The organism is Shigella sp. FC1661, from assembly GCF_001712525.1.
GTDB lineage: Bacteria > Pseudomonadota > Gammaproteobacteria > Enterobacterales > Enterobacteriaceae > Escherichia > Escherichia coli.
This window is the reverse complement of record NZ_MDGW01000221.1, coordinates 1-19228: the sequence shown is the minus strand read 5'-3', so window position 1 is coordinate 19228 and position 19228 is coordinate 1. Positions and strand designations below refer to the sequence as shown.

At 52.5% G+C, this 19228-nt stretch carries 20 protein-coding genes, 1 tRNA gene and 1 pseudogene; 9 read left to right on the top strand and 13 right to left on the bottom strand.

The genetic code is table 11. The annotated features are described in order from the left end of the window. Nucleotides 1-3 precede the first annotated feature (3 nt). The 8 genes from appB to hyaA form a co-directional block, all read right to left on the bottom strand. Nucleotides 4-1140: a cytochrome d ubiquinol oxidase subunit II gene (appB, locus tag BFF42_RS13375; RefSeq protein ID WP_000460798.1), complete on the bottom strand. Its 1137-nt coding sequence runs from the start codon at nucleotides 1138-1140 to the stop codon at nucleotides 4-6. Between the two features lie 11 nt (nucleotides 1141-1151). Continuing rightward, nucleotides 1152-2696, bottom strand: a complete 1545-nt coding sequence (appC, locus tag BFF42_RS13370) for a cytochrome bd-II oxidase subunit 1 (protein WP_000263543.1) — start codon at nucleotides 2694-2696, stop codon at nucleotides 1152-1154. Between the two features lie 133 nt (nucleotides 2697-2829). Further along, the gene (locus tag BFF42_RS13365; protein WP_000004909.1) at nucleotides 2830-3687 is read right to left on the bottom strand and encodes a hydrogenase expression/formation protein; all 858 of its coding nucleotides are present in this window, start codon (nucleotides 3685-3687) and stop codon (nucleotides 2830-2832) included. Then, nucleotides 3684-4082: a hydrogenase-1 operon protein HyaE gene (hyaE, locus tag BFF42_RS13360; RefSeq protein WP_000063975.1), complete on the bottom strand. Its 399-nt coding sequence runs from the start codon at nucleotides 4080-4082 to the stop codon at nucleotides 3684-3686. Before hyaE ends, BFF42_RS13365 begins: the two co-directional genes overlap by 4 nt. After that, on the bottom strand, nucleotides 4079-4666 hold the full coding sequence (gene hyaD, locus BFF42_RS13355) for a hydrogenase 1 maturation protease (protein ID WP_000003667.1): 588 nt from the start codon (nucleotides 4664-4666) through the stop codon (nucleotides 4079-4081). The genes hyaE and hyaD overlap by 4 nt, the downstream gene beginning before the upstream one ends. Next, complete coding sequence (gene hyaC, locus BFF42_RS13350; RefSeq protein WP_001186431.1) at nucleotides 4663-5370, bottom strand: Ni/Fe-hydrogenase b-type cytochrome subunit; 708 nt, start codon at nucleotides 5368-5370, stop codon at nucleotides 4663-4665. Before hyaC ends, hyaD begins: the two co-directional genes overlap by 4 nt. An 18-nt stretch (nucleotides 5371-5388) precedes the next feature. Beyond that, nucleotides 5389-7182, bottom strand: a complete 1794-nt coding sequence (hyaB, locus tag BFF42_RS13345) for a Ni/Fe-hydrogenase large subunit (protein WP_000107366.1) — start codon at nucleotides 7180-7182, stop codon at nucleotides 5389-5391. Continuing rightward, nucleotides 7179-8297, bottom strand: a complete 1119-nt coding sequence (hyaA, locus tag BFF42_RS13340) for a hydrogenase 1 small subunit (RefSeq protein ID WP_001058323.1) — start codon at nucleotides 8295-8297, stop codon at nucleotides 7179-7181. Before hyaA ends, hyaB begins: the two co-directional genes overlap by 4 nt. A gap of 426 nt (nucleotides 8298-8723) precedes the next feature. On the opposite strand from hyaA, the gene BFF42_RS13335 reads away from it, so the two are divergent. The 3 genes from BFF42_RS13335 (at nucleotide 8724) to tusE (ending at nucleotide 10097) form a co-directional block, all read left to right on the top strand. Further along, nucleotides 8724-8811, top strand: a tRNA-Ser gene (locus BFF42_RS13335). A 206-nt stretch (nucleotides 8812-9017) separates the two neighbouring features. Next, entirely contained in the window at nucleotides 9018-9677 is a 660-nt protein-coding gene (gene yccA, locus BFF42_RS13330; RefSeq protein ID WP_000375138.1) for an FtsH protease modulator YccA, read from the top strand. Nucleotides 9678-9767: 90 nt separating this feature from the next. Further along, on the top strand, nucleotides 9768-10097 hold the full coding sequence (gene tusE / locus BFF42_RS13325; RefSeq protein WP_000904442.1) for a sulfurtransferase TusE: 330 nt from the start codon (nucleotides 9768-9770) through the stop codon (nucleotides 10095-10097). Here the strand turns inward: tusE and yccX are convergent. Beyond that, nucleotides 10094-10372, bottom strand: coding sequence for an acylphosphatase (gene yccX / locus BFF42_RS13320; RefSeq protein ID WP_039059410.1), 279 nt, complete (start codon nucleotides 10370-10372; stop codon nucleotides 10094-10096). The genes tusE and yccX overlap by 4 nt on opposite strands. A 94-nt stretch (nucleotides 10373-10466) precedes the next feature. Between yccX and rlmI the strand changes: the two genes are divergently transcribed. Together rlmI and hspQ are read left to right on the top strand one after the other, a co-directional pair. Beyond that, a complete protein-coding gene (rlmI, locus tag BFF42_RS13315) occupies nucleotides 10467-11657 on the top strand; it encodes a 23S rRNA (cytosine(1962)-C(5))-methyltransferase RlmI (protein ID WP_000116324.1) in 1191 nt (396 codons plus the stop codon). Nucleotides 11658-11714: 57 nt separating this feature from the next. Then, the gene (gene hspQ / locus BFF42_RS13310; RefSeq protein WP_001295356.1) at nucleotides 11715-12032 is read left to right on the top strand and encodes a heat shock protein HspQ; all 318 of its coding nucleotides are present in this window, start codon (nucleotides 11715-11717) and stop codon (nucleotides 12030-12032) included. Between the two features lie 44 nt (nucleotides 12033-12076). Here hspQ and BFF42_RS13305 read toward each other — a convergent pair whose 3' ends face one another. Next, a complete protein-coding gene (locus tag BFF42_RS13305; protein WP_000665217.1) occupies nucleotides 12077-12490 on the bottom strand; it encodes a CoA-binding protein in 414 nt (137 codons plus the stop codon). Nucleotides 12491-12662: 172 nt separating this feature from the next. Here BFF42_RS13305 and BFF42_RS13300 point away from each other — a divergent pair, with 172 nt between their 5' ends. Beyond that, nucleotides 12663-13325, top strand: a complete 663-nt coding sequence (locus BFF42_RS13300) for a DUF2057 family protein (protein WP_000847791.1) — start codon at nucleotides 12663-12665, stop codon at nucleotides 13323-13325. A gap of 95 nt (nucleotides 13326-13420) precedes the next feature. Next, nucleotides 13421-13879 carry a methylglyoxal synthase gene (gene mgsA / locus BFF42_RS13295; RefSeq protein WP_000424181.1) on the top strand — a complete coding sequence of 153 codons (459 nt, stop codon included), beginning with the start codon at nucleotides 13421-13423 and terminating at the stop codon, nucleotides 13877-13879. Between the two features lie 31 nt (nucleotides 13880-13910). Here the strand turns inward: mgsA and helD are convergent, their stop codons facing one another. Beyond that, on the bottom strand, nucleotides 13911-15965 hold the full coding sequence (helD, locus tag BFF42_RS13290) for a DNA helicase IV (protein WP_000420537.1): 2055 nt from the start codon (nucleotides 15963-15965) through the stop codon (nucleotides 13911-13913). 122 nt (nucleotides 15966-16087) lie between these two features. On the opposite strand from helD, the gene BFF42_RS13285 reads away from it, so the two are divergent. Next, nucleotides 16088-16534, top strand: coding sequence for a YccF domain-containing protein (locus BFF42_RS13285; protein WP_001261235.1), 447 nt, complete (start codon nucleotides 16088-16090; stop codon nucleotides 16532-16534). Nucleotides 16535-16543: 9 nt separating this feature from the next. After that, nucleotides 16544-18706 (top strand): YccS family putative transporter, encoded by a 2163-nt coding sequence (gene yccS / locus BFF42_RS13280; RefSeq protein WP_073692788.1) that lies wholly within the window; start codon nucleotides 16544-16546, stop codon nucleotides 18704-18706. Here the strand turns inward: yccS and sxy are convergent. Both sxy and BFF42_RS13270 read right to left on the bottom strand, forming a co-directional pair. Next, nucleotides 18669-19034: pseudogene (gene sxy / locus BFF42_RS13275) on the bottom strand (CRP-S regulon transcriptional coactivator Sxy); the annotation flags it as partial. The gene yccS and the pseudogene sxy sit on opposite strands and share 38 nt — an antisense overlap. A 15-nt stretch (nucleotides 19035-19049) precedes the next feature. Then, nucleotides 19050-19228: IS1 family transposase (locus tag BFF42_RS13270; RefSeq protein WP_000663719.1), on the bottom strand; the 179-nt coding region annotated here is incomplete at its 5' end.

Below are 19228 nucleotides of genomic sequence, written 5' to 3'. Positions count from 1 at the left end.
TCCTTAGTACAACTCGTTTTCGTTACGGCGGAGAGTTTCTGTTGTCATGCGCCCCCACATTTTGTAGTAGCTCCAGAGAGTGTAGAGCAACACAATGGGCAAAAATATCAGCACGATTACCAACATAATGCTCAGCGTCAGCTGGCTGGAAGAGCTGTCCCACAACGTCAGGCTGGAGATCGGACTCACGCTTGACGGCATGACGAAGGGGAACAGCGTGATGCCTGCCGTGAAAATCACGCCAAATTGCATCAATGACGCCATTAAAAATCCCCAACCTGGGCGACCACGATAAATCGCCATCACCGTCAGCAATGGGCAGAAGAACCCCAGCAGCGGGAAGATCCACAAAACGGGCGATTCGACGAAATTATTCATCCAGGCACCAGGTAGCACTGCCACCAGTTTCATTAACGGATTGGAAGGACCGTTAGCATCCTGGGCGAGCAGTACAAAGCCATCAATACCGACCCACAGCCAGTAACCCGCCAGCAAAAAGCACAGCATCACCAACAGTGCAGCGCGTTTGGTGGCCAGCTGTGAACGCAGATGAATCACACCAACAGTTTTCAGTTGTAACCAGACGCCACCTTGCAAAATCACCATCCCAAGGCTGAGCAATCCGCACAATAAAGGGAATGGCGTCAGCAGTTGCCAGAAGCTGCCGAGATACTCCACGCGTAATTGCGGTGTGAAGGCAAACGGCACGCCGAGCAACAAGTTGCCGAAGGCGATACCGAAGACTACCGGCGGCACCAGACTGCCGATGACCAGACCGGCGTCCCACATTTTACGCCAGCGTGCATCGGCGATTTTTCCGCGATAATCAAAGGCCAGCGGGCGGAAGAACAGTGAGCACAGCACCAGGATCATCGCCACATAAAAGCCGGAAAACGCCGCTGCATACACTCTGGGCCAGGCGGCAAATAATGCCCCACCAGCGAGGATCAACCAGACCTGGTTGCCTTCCCAGTGTGCACCAACGCTGTTTATCACTATCCGGCGTTCATCATCATTACGCGCCACCAGCGGCAGCAGACAGCCGATCCCCATGTCAAATCCGTCGGAGATCATAAAGACCACCAGGATCACGCCAATCAGCAGCCACCAGATGAAGCGCAATGTTTCATAATCAAACATGATTTTCTCCTTTACCCCTGTTGCTGCGTCGGTTGTTCACTCTGCATCGCGCTCGGCCCCAGACGGGCATATTTCTGCATCAGGTAGACTTCGGCGATTAAGAACAGGGTGTAAAGCCCTACGATCATGATCAGTGAGAAAGCCAGTTGTCCTGTGGTTAAAGCGGAGTGCGCGGAGTATGTCGGTAAGATGTCCTGTATCGCCCACGGCTGACGACCAAACTCGGTCATAAACCACCCGGCTTCAATCGCAATCCACGGCAACGGCAAACTCCAGAGCGCCATTTTCAGCACCCAGCGATGCTGGTCGATTTTGCCACGCAGCGTCTGGACAAGCGCAATCAGCATCACCAGTAGCAGCAGGGAACCACAGCCCACCATGATGCGGAAACTCCAGAATACCGGCGCAACCTGAGGTATCGCGCCACGCATCGCCGCCTGGTACTGTGCGGCTGTGACATGATTCATATCCGGCGCATAGCGGGAGAGCAACATGCCGTAGCCCAGGTCACCTTCCAGTTCCCGGAATGCCTGCAACACATGCGGCTCACGATTGCCTTGCGATATTTCCTGCATTAACAGCCAGGCCATACGTCCGCGTTGCAAACGTGGGTAGGTTTCAGCCATCAAATTCTTCAGACCCGGCACGGGTTTATCTAATGAGTGAGTGGCGAGGATCCCTAACAGCGCGGGAATTTTGATGGCAAAGGCGTTACGCTCTTGATCCTGTTCCGGCCAGGCAACCACATGGAACGGTGCAGGAGCAGGTTCCGTTTGCCACTCCCCTTCCATCGCCGCCAGTTTTACCGGTTGTACTTGCGCGACTTCATACGCAGAACTGTCTCCGAGTTGTAGCGTGCCGATAATCGCCAGAGTACCGAAGACGGAACCGATGGCAAACGAGCGTAATGCAACATCGCGCTCCCGTCCGCGCAGTAAATACCAGGCGCTGATCGCCATAATAAACATGGCCCCGGTCACGTAGCCCGCCATTACGGTGTGCACAAATTTCACCTGGCTGACCGGGTTAAAGACCAGCTCGCTGAAGCTGGTCATCTCCATACGTAGGGTGTCGATATCAAAATGCGCACCGGTCGGGTATTGCATCCAACCGTTGGCATTCAATATCCACAATGCAGAGAGATTTGAACCGAACGCCACCAGCCACGTCACCAGCAGGTGCTGGTATTTATTCAGCCGCTGCCAGCCGAAGAAGAAAAGCCCGACAAAGGTGGATTCGAGGAAGAAGGCCATTAATGCTTCCATCGCCAGCGGTGCGCCAAAAATATCGCCCACATAGTTGGAATAGAATGCCCAGTTAGTACCAAACTGAAACTCCATGGTCAGGCCGGTAGCCACGCCAAGAGCAAAATTGATACCGAAGAGCTTACCCCAGAAGCGCGTCATATCGCGGTAGATTGTTTTGCCGGTGACCACGTAAATGGTTTCCATGATAGCCAGCAAAAAAATCAGCCCCAGGGTAAGGGGTACAAATAAAAAGTGATACAGCGCGGTCAGAGCAAACTGCCAGCGCGATAAATCAATGACATCCCACATGCGCACTCCTGTAGGCGAAGAGAGAAAAATAACCCGATAATGTTAGATCTCCCTCTTTATCCTGAAACTCTACGACCAGAGGTATTCGCCGATTGCGATATTCATAAGACTGAAAGCGATACTTACCGTCTTTTTACGTCGGTGCAGCTTCCGCCAGCCACTGACATACCTCGCTAAGCCGCTGCGCAGAGTCGACCAAATCTTCTGGCGCTGCCAGCACCACTTCCGGTATTGGGCAGATTTCATAACTTTCCAGTAACGGGCCTTTTAAGGTGTCCGTACAGCGTAAATGCCAGACATGGCGTAACCCCGTGGCGTTGATATAGCTCTCGCCATAGCCAATGGTACGAATCTGAATATTTCCCGGCCCACAGAGACGTGAGAGAAAAAGCCGATCAGCCTCGCTGATGGGTAATTGCGTCAGATTAATGCTGTGCGGCTGCGCGTCGGGGTTACGTACATGTGCCAGTAACTCATGCGCCAACGGTAGGCCATTCATCAGGCCATCAATGGGCGGCGGTAACAGCGAATCTGTCGGCAAGAGATTTTGCGTTGCCGCCTGCCACAACGCCAGCGGCGCGCAGCCAGCCTCCAGTTTGTCCTCCAGCAACTTTTCGCCGCGACGTCTGCGCACCCGCCATAATCCGCAGAAGATCGCCTCCTGTATTTCACTTTTACTGTCGTCAGCCTGCTGAATGCGCACTGACACTTCCCCTTCCCCGAGAAGCGTATTGATAAAGTGACGATCGTCGGCGTTGAGATTTAACAGATCGACTGCCAGCACCTCGCCCAACGGCGGCTGGCGTTCGCTTAGTTGATGTTGTAACTCGTTTAACAGCGCAATCACCTGCGGGCTGTGAGCACATTGCTCCAGGGCCGCCATACTCGGTTCATCATTCACCTGACAGGTGATCGGCAGTGGATTCATGCTGAAACTGTCATCGTTCGGTTGCGTTCCTGGCCCCAGCAGATGGAAAAAAGTTTCGCTCATGAGGCACGCTCCTGCTGCGGTTCGACAAGCCCGCGCATCAGGTTTATCAGTTCCGCCCACGGGTGAATACCATTCAGCACGCCGCGATAGTTTCCGCCGGTAAACACTAAAGTGGTAGGAAAGCGAAAGACGCCAAAGCGATCGCCGATGGCTTCGCTCTGCTCAAGGTCAGCAATCGCCACCTGCCATGTATAGTCGGGAAACTCGTGCAGTAATTCGCCAATCATTACCGGATTATCGCTGACCTCTGGCGTGCGTTTCGGGTCACTGCTTAATAACACCACGCCGTCTGGCGCTTGCGTAAGCCAGTCGTCAAGACGGGATTCACTGACCGGCGTCCAGCCGCGCGCCAGCATTCGTTGCCACAACGCATCAAATGGCGTGTCGTTGCTCATCCCTGCTCCTCCTGTGTCATCCGGTACTGGCGCAAGCGAACGCCTTCGTAATTTTCCATCGACAGACAGTCATAATTGAGACAACGCGATTCATTAGCCGGTTGCGGCACACTTCCCCACGCAGCCAACTGCGCCAGAGCCGATTGTTCCGCAGCGAGCAGTTGCTCCCGTGCCAGTTCGCTCAGACTGCCGCCGTAGTCGTCGAGCATCGCGGGTTGCAGCCCGACGAGGGCAATATGTGCTGGCAGATGTCCGCGGATATCTGCCAGCGCCAGCACTTCGGAGAAACTGTTCTGATGCAGGCTCATTTTCTTCGCGCTGAGATAAGCCGGAATGCGTTCTCCGGCATAGGTTCGCAGCGTTCCAGGTTCCAGCCCGTAGTCAATGGCATCGAGAATCAACAGATGGCTGGCGCTTTCGACATACCCCAGCAAGTTCAGTCCCTGAGTACCGCCATCGACAATCTCCACATACTCGGGCCAGTGGTAATGGGCATACAGCCGTTCCGCCACCCGCACGCCGAAGCCTTCATCGGCCCACAGCAGGTTGCCCAGCCCCATGACCACCACGCGTTGCTCGCTCATGAACACTCCTTGTTACTTATTTTGCCAAATTTGTGGCTACGGTAGCCGTTGACCATGGTGGAGATCACCGTGTCGTCGGACATGATGTCTTCACGCAGCGCCATGTAGACATGACCGATCACAAACGCGCCAATCAGCCACATCCCCAGCCGATGCCAGCTGTGAATGTCCATTGAGTTGCCACCCGTCCAGTAGAAAAATTCCACCACATAACGGAACGGCGCAAAAATAGCGTACTGGCTGTGTTCGCTGTACAGCGCAAAACCAGTGATGATCATAAAGACCGACATCAGGAAATAGCCGAACATCGCCGCCTGGGCGATGGGATTATGGCCTATATTGGCACTCGGACGTTTTGCCAGAAACAGATACCAGCGGATTTCATACCACACGCCCTGCCACCAGCTTTTACGCCATACCGGCACGATAAACAGCTCGCGGGAGTATCGATTGCCAACAAAAGCCCAGTAGATCCGCATCAGCAAAACCACGGTAAAAACCATCCCGGCGCTGAAGTGAATTAACCTGATGTAGCCCATATAGAACAGATACGTCGCCTCGCCGCTGACGGAAGGTAGCGGCTTGCCGATAAAGTATCCGGTGACCATCAACACCGCCATGCATAACACCGTCAACCAGTGCCAGATGCGGACTGGCGCTTCAAAGACATAGTGGCTGACAACGTTGTCGCTTTTCTGTTGCATGATGATTCTCCTTCGCTGTTAACGCACCTGCACGGAGATCAGCTCGCTACCGTCGTCGCCCAGCACGTGTGTTGAACAGGCGAGGCACGGGTCAAAGCTGTGCAGAGTACGCAGGATCTCCAGCGGTTGCTCGGGGATCGCCATTTTGGTGTTCATCAGCGCCGCTTCATAAGCGCCAATCTGCCCTTTGGGATCGCGCGGGCTGGCGTTCCAGGTGGTCGGCACCACGCACTGGTAGAGATCAATCTTGCCATCGCGAATGGCGGCCCAGTGGCCTAACGCCCCGCGCGGCGCTTCGGTAAAACCGACACCACGGCACTCTGTCGGCCAGGTTGCAGGTTCCCATTTTTCCGTGGAAGCAGTGGCGAGATTGCCGTTTTTCAGGTTGGTCATCAGCTTGTCGAAGAAATACTGCAACTTACCTGCGGCCCACTGCGCTTCGTGCGCGCGGCACAAAATGCGGCCTAACGTTGACTGGATACCGGAAAGCGGCAGGTTCAACGCCGACATCATGCGATCGACCGACTCAACGGTCGCAGCATCGCCTTTGTGATAAGCGATTAACGTGCGCGCCAGCGGCCCCACTTCCATCGCGTTACCGCGCCAGCGTGGCGCTTTGATCCACGAGTAGCGTTCCTGTTCATTCAGCTGCTGAATGTTGGTATCGCTGCCTTTGACATCGCCGGGGTTGTACCACGGGTCGGTGATGCCATCGAACGGATGACGCCCGACCTGATCGTTGGGATATCGATACCAGGCGTGGTCGACAAACTCCTGCACCTGCTGCGGATCAACCAAATCCACTGGCAGCACATTGTTGAAGTCGCCGTTAATCACCGCGCCGCCAAGCATCAGCAGACTTTTCTCGCCAAAGTCGTTGGCAATATCCGGGAATGCGCCGTAGCTGAGAACGCATTTATCAGAAAGACCAGTGCCGATTTCGCTCCACGGTTTGTTGAACTGACCGATGGCTAAGGCGTCGGGGATCATCACGTTGTTAATGAAGTCCGCCGTGCGGGTGATAATTGACTGCACCAGGTTCAGGCGTTCCATATTGACTGCCCCGACCGCGCCGCTTTCGTCAATGTTGATGGCGCAAGGCATCCCGCCGACAATCCAGTTTGGATGCGGGTTTTTACCGCCAAAGACCGCGTGGATTTTGACAATTTCACGCTGGAAATCGAGAGCTTCGAGATAGTGGGCAAAGCCCATCAGGTTAGCTTCTGGCGGCAGTTTGTACTGCGGGTGCCCCCAGTAGCCATTGCGGAAGATCCCCAACTGCCCGCCTTCAACAAATTTTTTCAGGCGGTTTTGTACGTCGAAGAAATAGCCAGGGGATGATTTCGGCCAAGAGGAGAGACTTTGCGCCAGTTCGGAGGTTTTCCGCGGGTCGGCTTTCAGCGCATCTAACACATCGATCCAGTCCATCCCGGCAAGCTGATAGAAGTGCACCAGATGATCGTGGCACCAGAGCGTTGCCAGCATAATGTTGCGGATGATATTGGCGTTGTCCGGCACTTTAATACCGATAGCATCTTCGATGGCGTAAACCGAAGCCAGGGCGTGTACGCCAGTACAGACGCCGCAGATACGTTCAACGAACGCCCACGCATCGCGCGGGTCGCGCCCTTGTAGGATGATCTCCAGCCCGCGAAACATGGTGCCGCAGGAGACGGCATTGGTGATCACATTCTGATCGTTAATATTCACTTCGCAGCGCATGTGGCCTTCGATGCGCGTAATCGGGTCGACCACCAGGCGGCGTCCGGCATTATTGATGGTGTATCCCTGAGTTTCGTACTGAGTGCTCATGCCTGTTTATCCTCATTGCCTGGCTGATGTTCGGTTTCTGTAGGTTGCTGGTTATGACGTCTGCGCTGGTCAACGGCGCTGGCGACTGCGTGCACACCAACAGCCGCTGCCACCACGCCAAGCGCGGTTAAACCGACGGTATCGGCGGTGGAATGAGTACCCATTTGCGGAATATCGACCACGCGGCTGTAGAACGAACCGCGATCCCAGAAACCATTTTCCGCACAGCCCAGGCAGCCGTGACCAGACTGGATTGGGAAAGAAACGCCATCATTCCAGCGTGTGGAGGAACAGGCGTTATAGGTGGTAGGCCCTTTGCAGCCCATTTTGTACAGGCAGTAACCTTTGCGGGCAGCGTCATCATCCCAACTCTGGACGAACTCTCCGGCGTCGAAGTGGGCGCGGCGATAGCATTTATCGTGGATTCGCTGACCATAGAACATCAGCGGACGGCCCATTCTGTCGACATCTGGCAAGCGATCAAAGGTCACCATGTAAGTAATGATGGCGCTCATCACATCCGGGATCGGCGGGCAGCCAGGTACTTTGATAATGGGTTTGTCGGTGATGACTTTGTCGATAGGCGTTGCCTGCGTCGGATTGGGCCGCGCGGCCTGCACGCAGCCCCAGGACGCGCAGGTTCCCCAGGCGATAATCGCGCTGGCTCCGGCAGCGGCACGTTTGAGTTTCTCAATAAACGGTCGACCGCTGCTGATACAGAACATCCCCTGCTCGCCCAGCGGCGGATTACCTTCTACTGCGAGGATATATTTGCCATTGTATTGCGTGATGATGTCTTCGAAGACTTCTTCCGCCTGGGTTCCGGCGGCAGCCATCAAAGTATCGTCATAATCGAGGGAAATCAGGGAAAGGATGACGTCCTTCGCCAGTGGGTGAGCGGAGCGGATAAAAGATTCGGTACAGCAGGTGCATTCCAGACCGTGGATCCATACCACCGGAATGCGGGGTTTGTTCTCCAGCGCCCAGGCAATCTTTGGTGCCATTCCCGCGCCTAATCCCAGCGACGTGGCAGCCAGACTACAATATTTGAGAAAGCTGCGCCGGGTAACGCCCTGACGCCGCATGGCCTGGTAAAATGTTTCCTCGTTATTCATATCGCACGTCTCTTCTCCTTGCGACACCGGCAGGACACCGGGCGCTTATGGTCGGCAAGCGACGTCCCTGTAGCAAGGCAAACCATCGCTTCACGTGAGATGCTGAAAACGAAAGCTCATCCTTCTGCACTGGCGCACGTCGCCAGAAAGTATTGTTAATAAAGCGTAGTGAAACTTTTGCACAAAACAATACAAACTGTGTGGATTTATCTTTTAGCGATAAAAATGGACCTATTTTTCTTTTTGCCGGGCGGTGGGGATGTTTAGCCGGTTGCTAAACGAGTAAAAGAGAAGGAATTCATGGTGATGAAATGATCAATCTGCTGTTATTTCACGCTATCAATGCACTTTTGGCTGTTTTTCAGGCAAACAAACAAATTAGGGGTTTACACGCCGCATCGGGATGTTTATAGTGCGCGTTATTCCGGAAGTGTGGCCGAGCGGTTGAAGGCACCGGTCTTGAAAACCGGCGACCCGAAAGGGTTCCAGAGTTCGAATCTCTGCGCTTCCGCCAAATAAGATAAGGGGTTAGCTAAATGCTAACCCCTTTTTCTTTTGCCTGTCGAAATTCTCAGGGCGTTATATTTGCTTAATGACCTGATAATCCGCTGTTAAACCTGTTCCAGATCAAATGCGTAAAGATGGGTAAAACTTCTGGGTGCCCTTACGCATTATCATTATGCTGCTTAATTAATTACATCTGTCATAGAGAGTGACTCAATGGATCGTATTGTTAGTTCTTCACATGACCGTACATCACTGCTTAGCACCCATAAGGTGCTGCGTAATACCTATTTTCTGCTGAGCCTGACGCTGGCCTTTTCGGCGATTACCGCAACTGCCAGTACGGTGCTGATGCTGCCATCTCCGGGTCTGATTCTGACGCTGGTGGGTATGTATGGTTTGATGTTCCTGACCTATAAAACGGCGAATAAGCCGACCGGGATTATCTCCGCATTCGCCTTTACCGGTTTTCTGGGTTATATCCTCGGACCTATTCTGAACACCTATCTGTCTGCCGGAATGGGTGACGTAATCGCTATGGCACTGGGCGGAACGGCGTTAGTGTTCTTCTGCTGCTCTGCATATGTGCTGACCACCCGCAAAGATATGTCGTTCCTCGGCGGTATGCTGATGGCGGGTATTGTGGTGGTGCTGATTGGTATGGTTGCTAATATCTTCCTGCAGCTGCCTGCTCTGCATCTGGCGATCAGCGCGGTCTTCATTTTGATCTCCTCTGGCGCTATTTTGTTTGAAACCAGCAACATCGTTCATGGCGGTGAAACGAACTATATTCGTGCCACGGTTAGCCTGTATGTTTCGCTGTACAACATCTTCGTCAGCCTGCTGAGCATTCTGGGCTTCGCCAGCCGCGATTAATCTCACCCGCTAACACTTTCATAGCCTCGCTTTATGCGGGGCTTTGTTTTTTGTTACACTGCCGCCAGTCTGATTAAGGTAGTAATAATTATGCTGATCTTCGAAGGTAAAGAGATAGAAACGGATACCGAAGGCTATCTCAAAGAAAGCAGCCAGTGGAGTGAGCCGCTGGCAGTGGTGATTGCAGAGAACGAAGGGATTTCGCTGTCACCGGAACACTGGGAAGTGGTGCGTTTTGTGCGTGATTTCTATCTGGAATTCAATACTTCTCCGGCGATTCGTATGCTGGTAAAAGCGATGGCGAATAAATTTGGCGAAGAAAAAGGTAACAGCCGCTATTTATACCGACTGTTTCCGAAAGGTCCGGCTAAGCAAGCCACCAAAATTGCTGGCCTGCCAAAACCGGTAAAATGTATTTAACGGATACGAAAATCGGTTAATTCCCCCGAGGGATGATGCGGCTCGCTGAGCACCCGTTCTACACGCGCAGAACGCGGGCTGCCACTCTTTAACCACTGCATTAATTTTTCCACCTGCCCTTCTTCACCGCAGGCAACCACTTCCACGCTGCCATCGTCAAGATTTTTGGCGTACCCGGTTAAACCCAGTCTTTTCGCTTCGTACTGTGTGGTGTAGCGAAATCCTACGCCCTGAACTCGCCCGTAAACCCAGGCAATTATGCAGACTTTCGACATTGCTGCTCTCCTTATCCTTAATGGACGCGTTGCAAATCCATGGAAAACTCCGGACAATGACGCCCATTTCTTTGCATCGACAGAAAAGTAAATTATGAGTGTACGTTTAGTGTTAGCCAAAGGGCGCGAAAAATCATTACTTCGTCGCCATCCGTGGGTCTTTTCCGGGACCGTTGCCCGCATGGAAGGTAAAGCCAGCCTCGGTGAAACCATCGATATTGTTGATCATCAGGGAAAATGGTTAGCACGCGGCGCTTATTCGCCAGCTTCGCAAATCCGGGCGCGCGTCTGGACGTTTGACCCGTCTGAGTCTATCGACATTGCTTTTTTTTCCCGCCGTTTGCAACAAGCACAAAAATGGCGTGACTGGCTGGCGCAAAAAGATGGCCTCGACAGCTATCGTTTAATCGCCGGAGAATCTGATGGCCTGCCGGGTATTACTATCGATCGTTTCGGTAATTTTCTGGTGCTGCAACTGCTGAGTGCTGGGGCAGAATATCAGCGCGCGGCATTAGTTAGTGCCCTGCAAACGCTGTACCCGGAATGTGCGATTTACGATCGCAGCGATGTTGCGGTACGTAAAAAAGAAGGGATGGAGCTGACCCTGGGCCTCGTCACCGGCGAGTTGCCGCCTGCCCTGCTGCCGATTGAAGAACACGGCATGAAGCTGCTGGTGGATATTCAGCACGGGCACAAAACGGGCTACTACCTGGACCAGCGAGACAGCCGCCTGGCTACCCGCCGCTACGTTGAAAATAAACGTGTGCTGAACTGTTTCTCCTATACCGGTGGTTTCGCCGTATCGGCACTGATGGGCGGTTGCAGCCAGGTTGTCAGCGTTGATACCTCCCAGGAAGCGCTGGATATTGCACGGCAGAACGTTGAGCTGAACAAACTGGATCTGAGCAAGGCTGAGTTTGTCCGTGATGATGTCTTTAAATTGCTGCGTACTTATCGCGATCGCGGTGAAAAATTTGACGTTATCGTGATGGACCCGCCGAAGTTTGTTGAGAATAAAAGCCAGTTGATGGGCGCGTGTCGTGGCTATAAAGATATCAACATGCTGGCGATTCAGTTGCTGAATGAAGGCGGTATTCTCCTGACTTTCTCCTGTTCCGGTCTGATGACCAGCGATTTATTTCAGAAAATCATCGCGGATGCCGCAATTGATGCCGGCCGTGATGTACAATTTATAGAGCAGTTCCGTCAGGCAGCCGATCATCCGGTGATCGCTACCTATCCGGAAGGGCTATATCTGAAAGGGTTTGCCTGTCGCGTCATGTAACTTGAAATGTGGAATTTTACCCTTATATCAAAGGTAAAGATTTCCCGGGAGGTGACTATGATTGCCAGCAAATTCGGTATCGGCCAGCAGGTCCGCCATTCCCTGTTAGGTTATCTCGGAGTGGTCGTGGATATCGACCCGGTTTATTCGCTCTCTGAACCGTCGCCTGATGAGCTGGCGGTAAATGACGAGCTTCGCGCCGCTCCGTGGTATCACGTAGTGATGGAGGACGATAACGGCCTACCGGTTCATACCTACCTAGCTGAAGCCCAGCTAAGTAGCGAATTGCAGGATGAACATCCTGAACAGCCATCCATGGATGAGCTGGCGCAGACCATCCGCAAACAACTCCAGGCCCCGCGTCTGCGTAACTGATCCCTGAACGAATCCCCGGAAGGTTTTTGCCTTCCGGGGATTTTTTATTTGGCCAGGCCCAGGCGAGGGATCTCAATAGCCGGGCAGCGATCCATCACCACATTCAACCCGGCATCCCGTGCCAGTACTGCCGCTTGCTCATTAATCACCCCCAGTTGCATCCAGAGGGTTTTCGCGCCAATGGCAATAGCTTCCTGTGCCACGCCCCACGCCGCTTCTGAATTACGGAAAACATCGACCATATCGACCTTTTCCGGAACGTCTGCCAGCGTGCCATACCCCTGCTGGCCCAGCAGCGTTTTGCCGGCAACTTTTGGCGAAACCGGAATGACATGATACCCCTGGTCGAGTAGATATTTCATCACGCGATAGCTGGGACGATCGGGTTTGTCGCTTGCCCCCACCAGCGCAATGGTGTGAGTGGACGTTAAAATGCCTGCAATATCGGTTTCTTTCATTATTTCCTCCAGACTGTTTAACAAAGTGTACGACAAAGCCGACATGCCAACCATGCAGCTAATACGAATGAATGAGAGCAAAAGCGGGAAATATGTCTATATGTTAGTAAGTATGATTAAAGAAAAATTTTGACACATTATTATTCGGGCGGTCTTTTGACAGGAGCTACCTATGAAAACCGGCATCGTGACCACCTTGATTGCATTATGTTTGCCGGTATCCGTTTTTGCCACCACGCTGCGGCTTTCAACCGATGTCGATCTTCTGGTACTCGACGGCAAGAAGGTTTCCAGCTCTCTGCTACGCGGTGCGGACAGCATTGAACTGGATAATGGACCGCATCAGTTAGTGTTTCGCGTTGAGAAGACGATTCATCTTTCCAATAGTGAAGAACGGCTGTATATCTCCCCACCGCTGGTGGTCAGTTTTAATACCCAGCTCATCAACCAGGTCAATTTTCGCCTGCCTCGCCTGGAGAATGAGCGGGAAGCTAACCATTTTGATGCCGCGCCGCGCCTTGAATTGTTGGATGGCGATGCGACGCCGATTCCGGTAAAGCTGGATATTCTCGCCATTACCTCAACGGCAAAAACGATTGATTATGAGGTCGAGGTTGAACGCTATAACAAATCCGCGAAACGCGCTTCACTACCGCAATTTGCCACGATGATGGCAGATGACAGTACGCTGCTTTCGGGTGTTTCCGAGCTGGATGCTATTCCACCGCAGTCTCAGGTGCTCACAGAACAACGGCTGAAGTATTGGTTTAAACTGGCTGACCCACAAACGCGAAATACTTTCCTGCAGTGGGCGGAAAAACAACCATCTTCCTGAGATTTTTGTGCCTGTGCGCAGGCTTTTTCGGTCTTTATCTTGCAGCGATAAGTGCTTACAGTAATCTGTAGGAAAGTTGACTACGGATGTACATTATGGAACTGACGACTCGCACTTTACCTGCGCGGAAACATATTGCGCTGGTGGCACACGATCACTGCAAACAAATGCTGATGAGCTGGGTGGAACGGCATCAACCGTTACTGGAACAACACGTACTGTATGCAACAGGCACTACCGGTAACTTAATTTCCCGCGCGACCGGCATGAACGTCAACGCGATGTTGAGTGGCCCAATGGGGGGTGACCAGCAGGTTGGCGCATTGATCTCAGAAGGGAAAATTGATGTATTGATTTTCTTCTGGGATCCACTAAATGCCGTGCCGCACGATCCTGACGTGAAAGCCTTGCTGCGTCTGGCGACGGTATGGAACATTCCGGTCGCCACCAACGTGGCAACGGCAGACTTCATAATCCAGTCGCCGCATTTCAACGACGCGGTCGATATTCTGATCCCCGATTATCAGCGTTATCTCGCGGACCGTCTGAAGTAATATTGCACAGGTGGCAAACGCCACCTGTTTCTTACGGTTTTCTCGCCACCGGCACATCCAGATTTTTCAGTATTTCAACAAAGGGAGAGGGATTCTCTTTGTTAAACAGTGCCCATACCCGATGGCGTGCCCGGGTCAGCGCCACGTACATTAACCGCCGTTCTTCAGCGTCCGGGAAATCCTCAACCGGTGGCAGTAGCGCCTCTTCCATAATCGACTCCCGCGCCGCAGCCGGAAAACCATCACTTCCCTCCTGCAAGCCAACGATGATGACGTAATCAGCCTGTTGCCCTTTGCTGGCATGAATGGTCATAAAGTCGATTTGCAACTTCGGCCAGCGTGTTGCCGCTTTTTCCAGGCTGGCAGGCCTCATGTGATGGTAACGCGCCAGGATCAGAATGCGCTCTTCCGGTTTGGCATAACCAGAGAGCTTATCCAGCAAAGCGTCAAGTTGACTCTCATCCAATAACGTGACGGCTTTTTTGTCTCCATTGGTTAAGCTGTTTAGCGGCTTTTTCAGCTGGCCTGGGTTCTGCTGAATAAAACGGTTTGCCACCTTACCGATACGACTGTTAAAACGGTAAGTCGTGTCTAAATCACAACGTTCGCCTTCACCAAAGTTTTCATGGAAAGCGGTGGTGAGCGACATTTGCGCACCGCTGAATCGGTAAATCGCCTGCCAGTCATCACCAACAGCGAACAACGTCGTCTGACTGTTTTGCTTGCGTAATGCCGCTAACAACGCTGCCCGCTGCGGCGAGATATCCTGAAATTCATCAACCAGAATATGCTTCCACGGGCTGATAAAGCGACCTTTCTCCAGAATCACAATCGCCTGATGAATAAGGCCCGAAAAATCGACAGCGTTTTCTGCCTTCAGCGCACCTTTCCAGGCTTTTAATAACGGGGCCATCAACTTGATACGTTTACTGAACAGATCGCGAATCTCTTCGGGTGCACTGGCAATCATTTCTGCCTGTGCACCACCGTGCATCCGCATCAGACTTACCCAGCGATCGAGGCGAGAGGCAAGGCGACGCTGTAATTTTTCATCATCCCAGAAGTTACCTTCTGGCACTGACCACTGCATTTCTTCCGTCAGCCATTGCCGCCAGCCCTTCGCCTGCGCTTTCTTTTCGCTGCATTGCTTGCGCCACTCAGCAATAAAGAGTTCATGACGGGCAGCGGTATCATTTTCCAGTTTGCTGACTATCGGAACTTTTTTGCTGCCCTGCTGAATAATATGCAGCGCCAGCGCATGAAACGTGCGTGCGGTAATGTCTTCGGTATGTAGCCGTTCGCGAATCCGCTCGTCCATCTCTTCAGCGGCTTTGCGACCAAACGCCAGCAATAAAATTTGCTCAGGGGACGCTTCACCACGTGCCAGCAACCAGCCTGCACGGGCCACCAGCACCGACGTTTTTCCGCTTCCTGCACCTGCCAGCACTAACAGAGAATGCTCGCCATTAACGACTGCCCGGGCCTGCGCCGGATTCAGCGGTGAAGACTCGACCTGGCGGAAAAAATCCGCATACTCGGTAAGCATGGCTTCGGTATACGCCTGGTTATGCTGCAACCGAGCGCTTTCAATATCTTTCAACCAGGCCTGACATTTACGCCACGCCTCACGGCAGTTATCGAATTCTTCCAGTCGGTTAACCGGCAACGGCAACGCCGACAAAGCCTGGCGGATTTGTTGCTGAACGCCAGAGGTTTGCTCACGCGTCAGCCATTTATTTTCTCCAGTGCGCGTGGCAATCAAATCCAGTTGCTGGCGTAAAACACCAGACGCAATTTCGCTCATCTCGCCACTCCACCGCCGCCAGTGAGCATCAAGATGATGGTAAAAACGCTGCGTCTCGCCCCATTCGGTGCCGTGCAGACGCACCACTTTTTCGTCCGGCAGTACAAATTCCAGCTCGCCCCATACCAGACCACGCTTACAGTGAATCGCCAGTAATTGATTGAAAGGAATAAGGTATTCGTGGCGATCGCCGGAGACTTTAATCCCGGCATTGAGGATCACCGCCCGATCGTAAGGGTGCTGTGCCAGACGTTTTCCAAGCGTTGTCGCTTTCAGTTCCATGACTCTGTAGATCCACACGAAATTATTTCTTATCAGTGTAACCGTCAGAGAAAACGTGCTCCAGCCCCAAAAAACGTTACAATTGCCGCCCATTACTGAAAACCACAGTAAAGCGAGGTTTTATGCGTACCGTTTTGAACATTCTGAACTTTGTGCTTGGCGGATTTGCCACCACTCTGGGCTGGCTGTTGGCGACTCTGGTCAGTATTGTGCTGATTTTTACCTTACCGCTGACACGATCCTGCTGGGAGATCACTAAACTGTCTCTGGTGCCTTATGGCAATGAAGCTATTCATGTCGATGAACTGAACCCGGCTGGCAAAAATGTGCTGCTGAATACTGGCGGTACGGTATTGAATATTTTCTGGCTGATTTTCTTTGGCTGGTGGTTATGCCTGATGCACATTGCAACGGGCATCGCACAATGTATTTCAATCATTGGCATTCCTGTCGGCATTGCGAACTTTAAAATTGCCGCTATTGCACTATGGCCGGTTGGTCGTCGCGTGGTATCGGTAGAAACAGCGCAAGCTGCGCGTGAAGCCAATGCACGTCGTCGTTTTGAATAATCCACTAATATGGCCTTTATGCTAAGTCCTTTGCTCAAACGCTATACCTGGAACAGCGCCTGGCTGTATTACGCGCGTATTTTTATTGCGCTTTGTGGAACCACAGCGTTTCCGTGGTGGCTGGGTGATGTAAAACTGACGATTCCGCTAACGCTGGGGATGGTGGCAGCGGCGCTGACCGATCTCGATGACCGACTGGCGGGACGTTTGCGTAACCTCATCATTACGCTGTTCTGCTTTTTTATCGCCTCGGCCTCAGTAGAATTGCTGTTTCCCTGGCCCTGGCTATTTGCGATTGGCTTAACGCTCTCTACCAGCGGCTTCATTTTGCTCGGCGGTCTGGGTCAACGCTATGCAACAATTGCCTTCGGTGCATTGCTGATCGCCATTTACACTATGTTGGGAACATCACTGTATGAGCACTGGTATCAGCAGCCGATGTATCTGCTGGCCGGTGCCGTCTGGTACAACGTCCTGACACTTATTGGTCATCTGCTGTTCCCGGTCCGCCCGCTGCAGGACAACCTGGCGCGTTGCTATGAACAACTGGCGCGTTATCTTGAGCTCAAGTCGCGCATGTTTGATCCTGATATTGAAGATGAAAGCCAGGCACCGCTGTACGATTTGGCTCTCGCCAACGGTCTGCTGATGGCGACATTGAATCAGACGAAACTCTCGCTGCTGACCCGCTTACGTGGCGATCGTGGTCAACGGGGAACGCGTCGCACGCTGCATTATTACTTTGTCGCACAGGATATTCACGAGCGTGCCAGCTCTTCTCATATTCAGTATCAAACATTGCGTGAACATTTTCGCCACAGCGACGTGCTGTTCCGTTTTCAGCGGCTGATGTCGATGCAGGGCCAGGCGTGCCAGCAACTGTCACGCTGTATTTTGTTGCGTCAGCCTTATCAACATGATCCGCATTTTGAGCGCGCTTTTACGCATATTGATGATGCGCTGGAGCGGATGCGCGATAACGGCGCACCCGCCGATTTACTCAAAACACTGGGATTTTTGCTGAACAATTTACGCGCCATTGATGCCCAACTGGCAACAATTGAATCAGAACAGGCCCAGGCACTACCCCATAATAATGACGAAAATGAGCTCGCTGATGACAGCCCGCACGGGTTGAGTGATATCTGGCTGCGTCTTAGCCGTCACTTCACGCCGGAATCCGCCCTCTTCCGTCATGCGGTAAGAATGTCGCTGGTGTTGTGCTTCGGCTACGCCATCATTCAAATAACCGGAATGCATCACGGGTTTTGGATCTTGCTGACAAGTTTGTTTGTCTGCCAGCCAAACTATAACGCCACGCGCCACCGCCTGAAGTTAAGGATTATTGGTACGCTGGTAGGTATCGCCATTGGCATTCCTGTGCTGTGGTTTGTGCCATCACTGGAAGGGCAGCTGGTGCTGCTGGTTATTACCGGCGTGCTCTTTTTTGCCTTCCGTAACGTGCAATACGCTCATGCAACGATGTTCATCACACTTTTGGTGCTACTGTGTTTTAACTTACTGGGTGAAGGTTTTGAAGTAGCGTTACCTCGCGTAATCGATACGCTGATTGGTTGTGCCATTGCGTGGGCGGCAGTGAGCTACATCTGGCCTGACTGGCAGTTTCGCAATCTGCCGCGCATGCTCGAACGCGCCACAGAGGCCAACTGTCGGTATCTCGATGCCATACTGGAGCAATACCATCAGGGGCGTGATAACCGTCTGGCGTATCGTATTGCCCGCCGCGATGCACACAACCGTGATGCTGAGCTGGCGTCGGTGGTATCAAATATGTCCAGCGAGCCGAACGTTACCCCGCAAATTCGCGAAGCCGCGTTTCGGTTGCTGTGCCTTAACCATACGTTTACCAGCTATATCTCAGCCCTCGGTGCTCACCGGGAGCAGTTAACTAATCCTGAAATTCTGGCGTTTCTTGATGACGCAGTTTGCTATGTTGATGACGCGTTACATCATCAACCTGCTGATGAAGAACGCGTCAATGAGGCATTAGCTAGCCTGAAACAGCGGATGCAGCAACTTGAACCACGGGCAGACAGCAAAGAACCTCTGGTCGTACAACAAGTTGGATTATTGATTGCATTACTGCCTGAGATTGGTCGTCTGCAACGCCAGATTACTCAAGTTCCGCAGGAAACTCCTGTTTCGGCGTAAGTGAGTCAGCCCATTCTGCAAGCTCCTGGCGGCGTGCCACCGGGAGCGCAGCTTCATGAATGCCGATAATGGCACCTTCAAGCATAAACAGAATCTTTTCTGTCACCAGACTGTTTTGCTGCCGCAGTCGCAACCAACACATTTTTGCCCCAAGTATACGTAACGCCCGTACATCCTTAATCCCCACCTCCCCGAGAATCGCTTCCAGATGAAAAGACATATTGGGCAAATCTTTCAGTCTTTCCCGGGTATTGCGCGTGCTTTTCTCTTTCAGCGCTGCATCGAGAGAATATTTCGACAGACGCACCAGCTTCAGTTGATTTCGCCAGGTAATGACTCCAACTTACTGATAGTGTTTTATGTTCAGATAATGCCCGATGACCTTGTCATGCAGCTCCACCGATTTTGAGAACGACAGTGACTTCCGTCCCAGCCTTGCCAGATGTTGTCTCAGATTCAGATTATGTCGCTCAATGCGCTGAGTGTAACGCTTGCTGATAACGTGCAGCTTTCCCTTCAGGC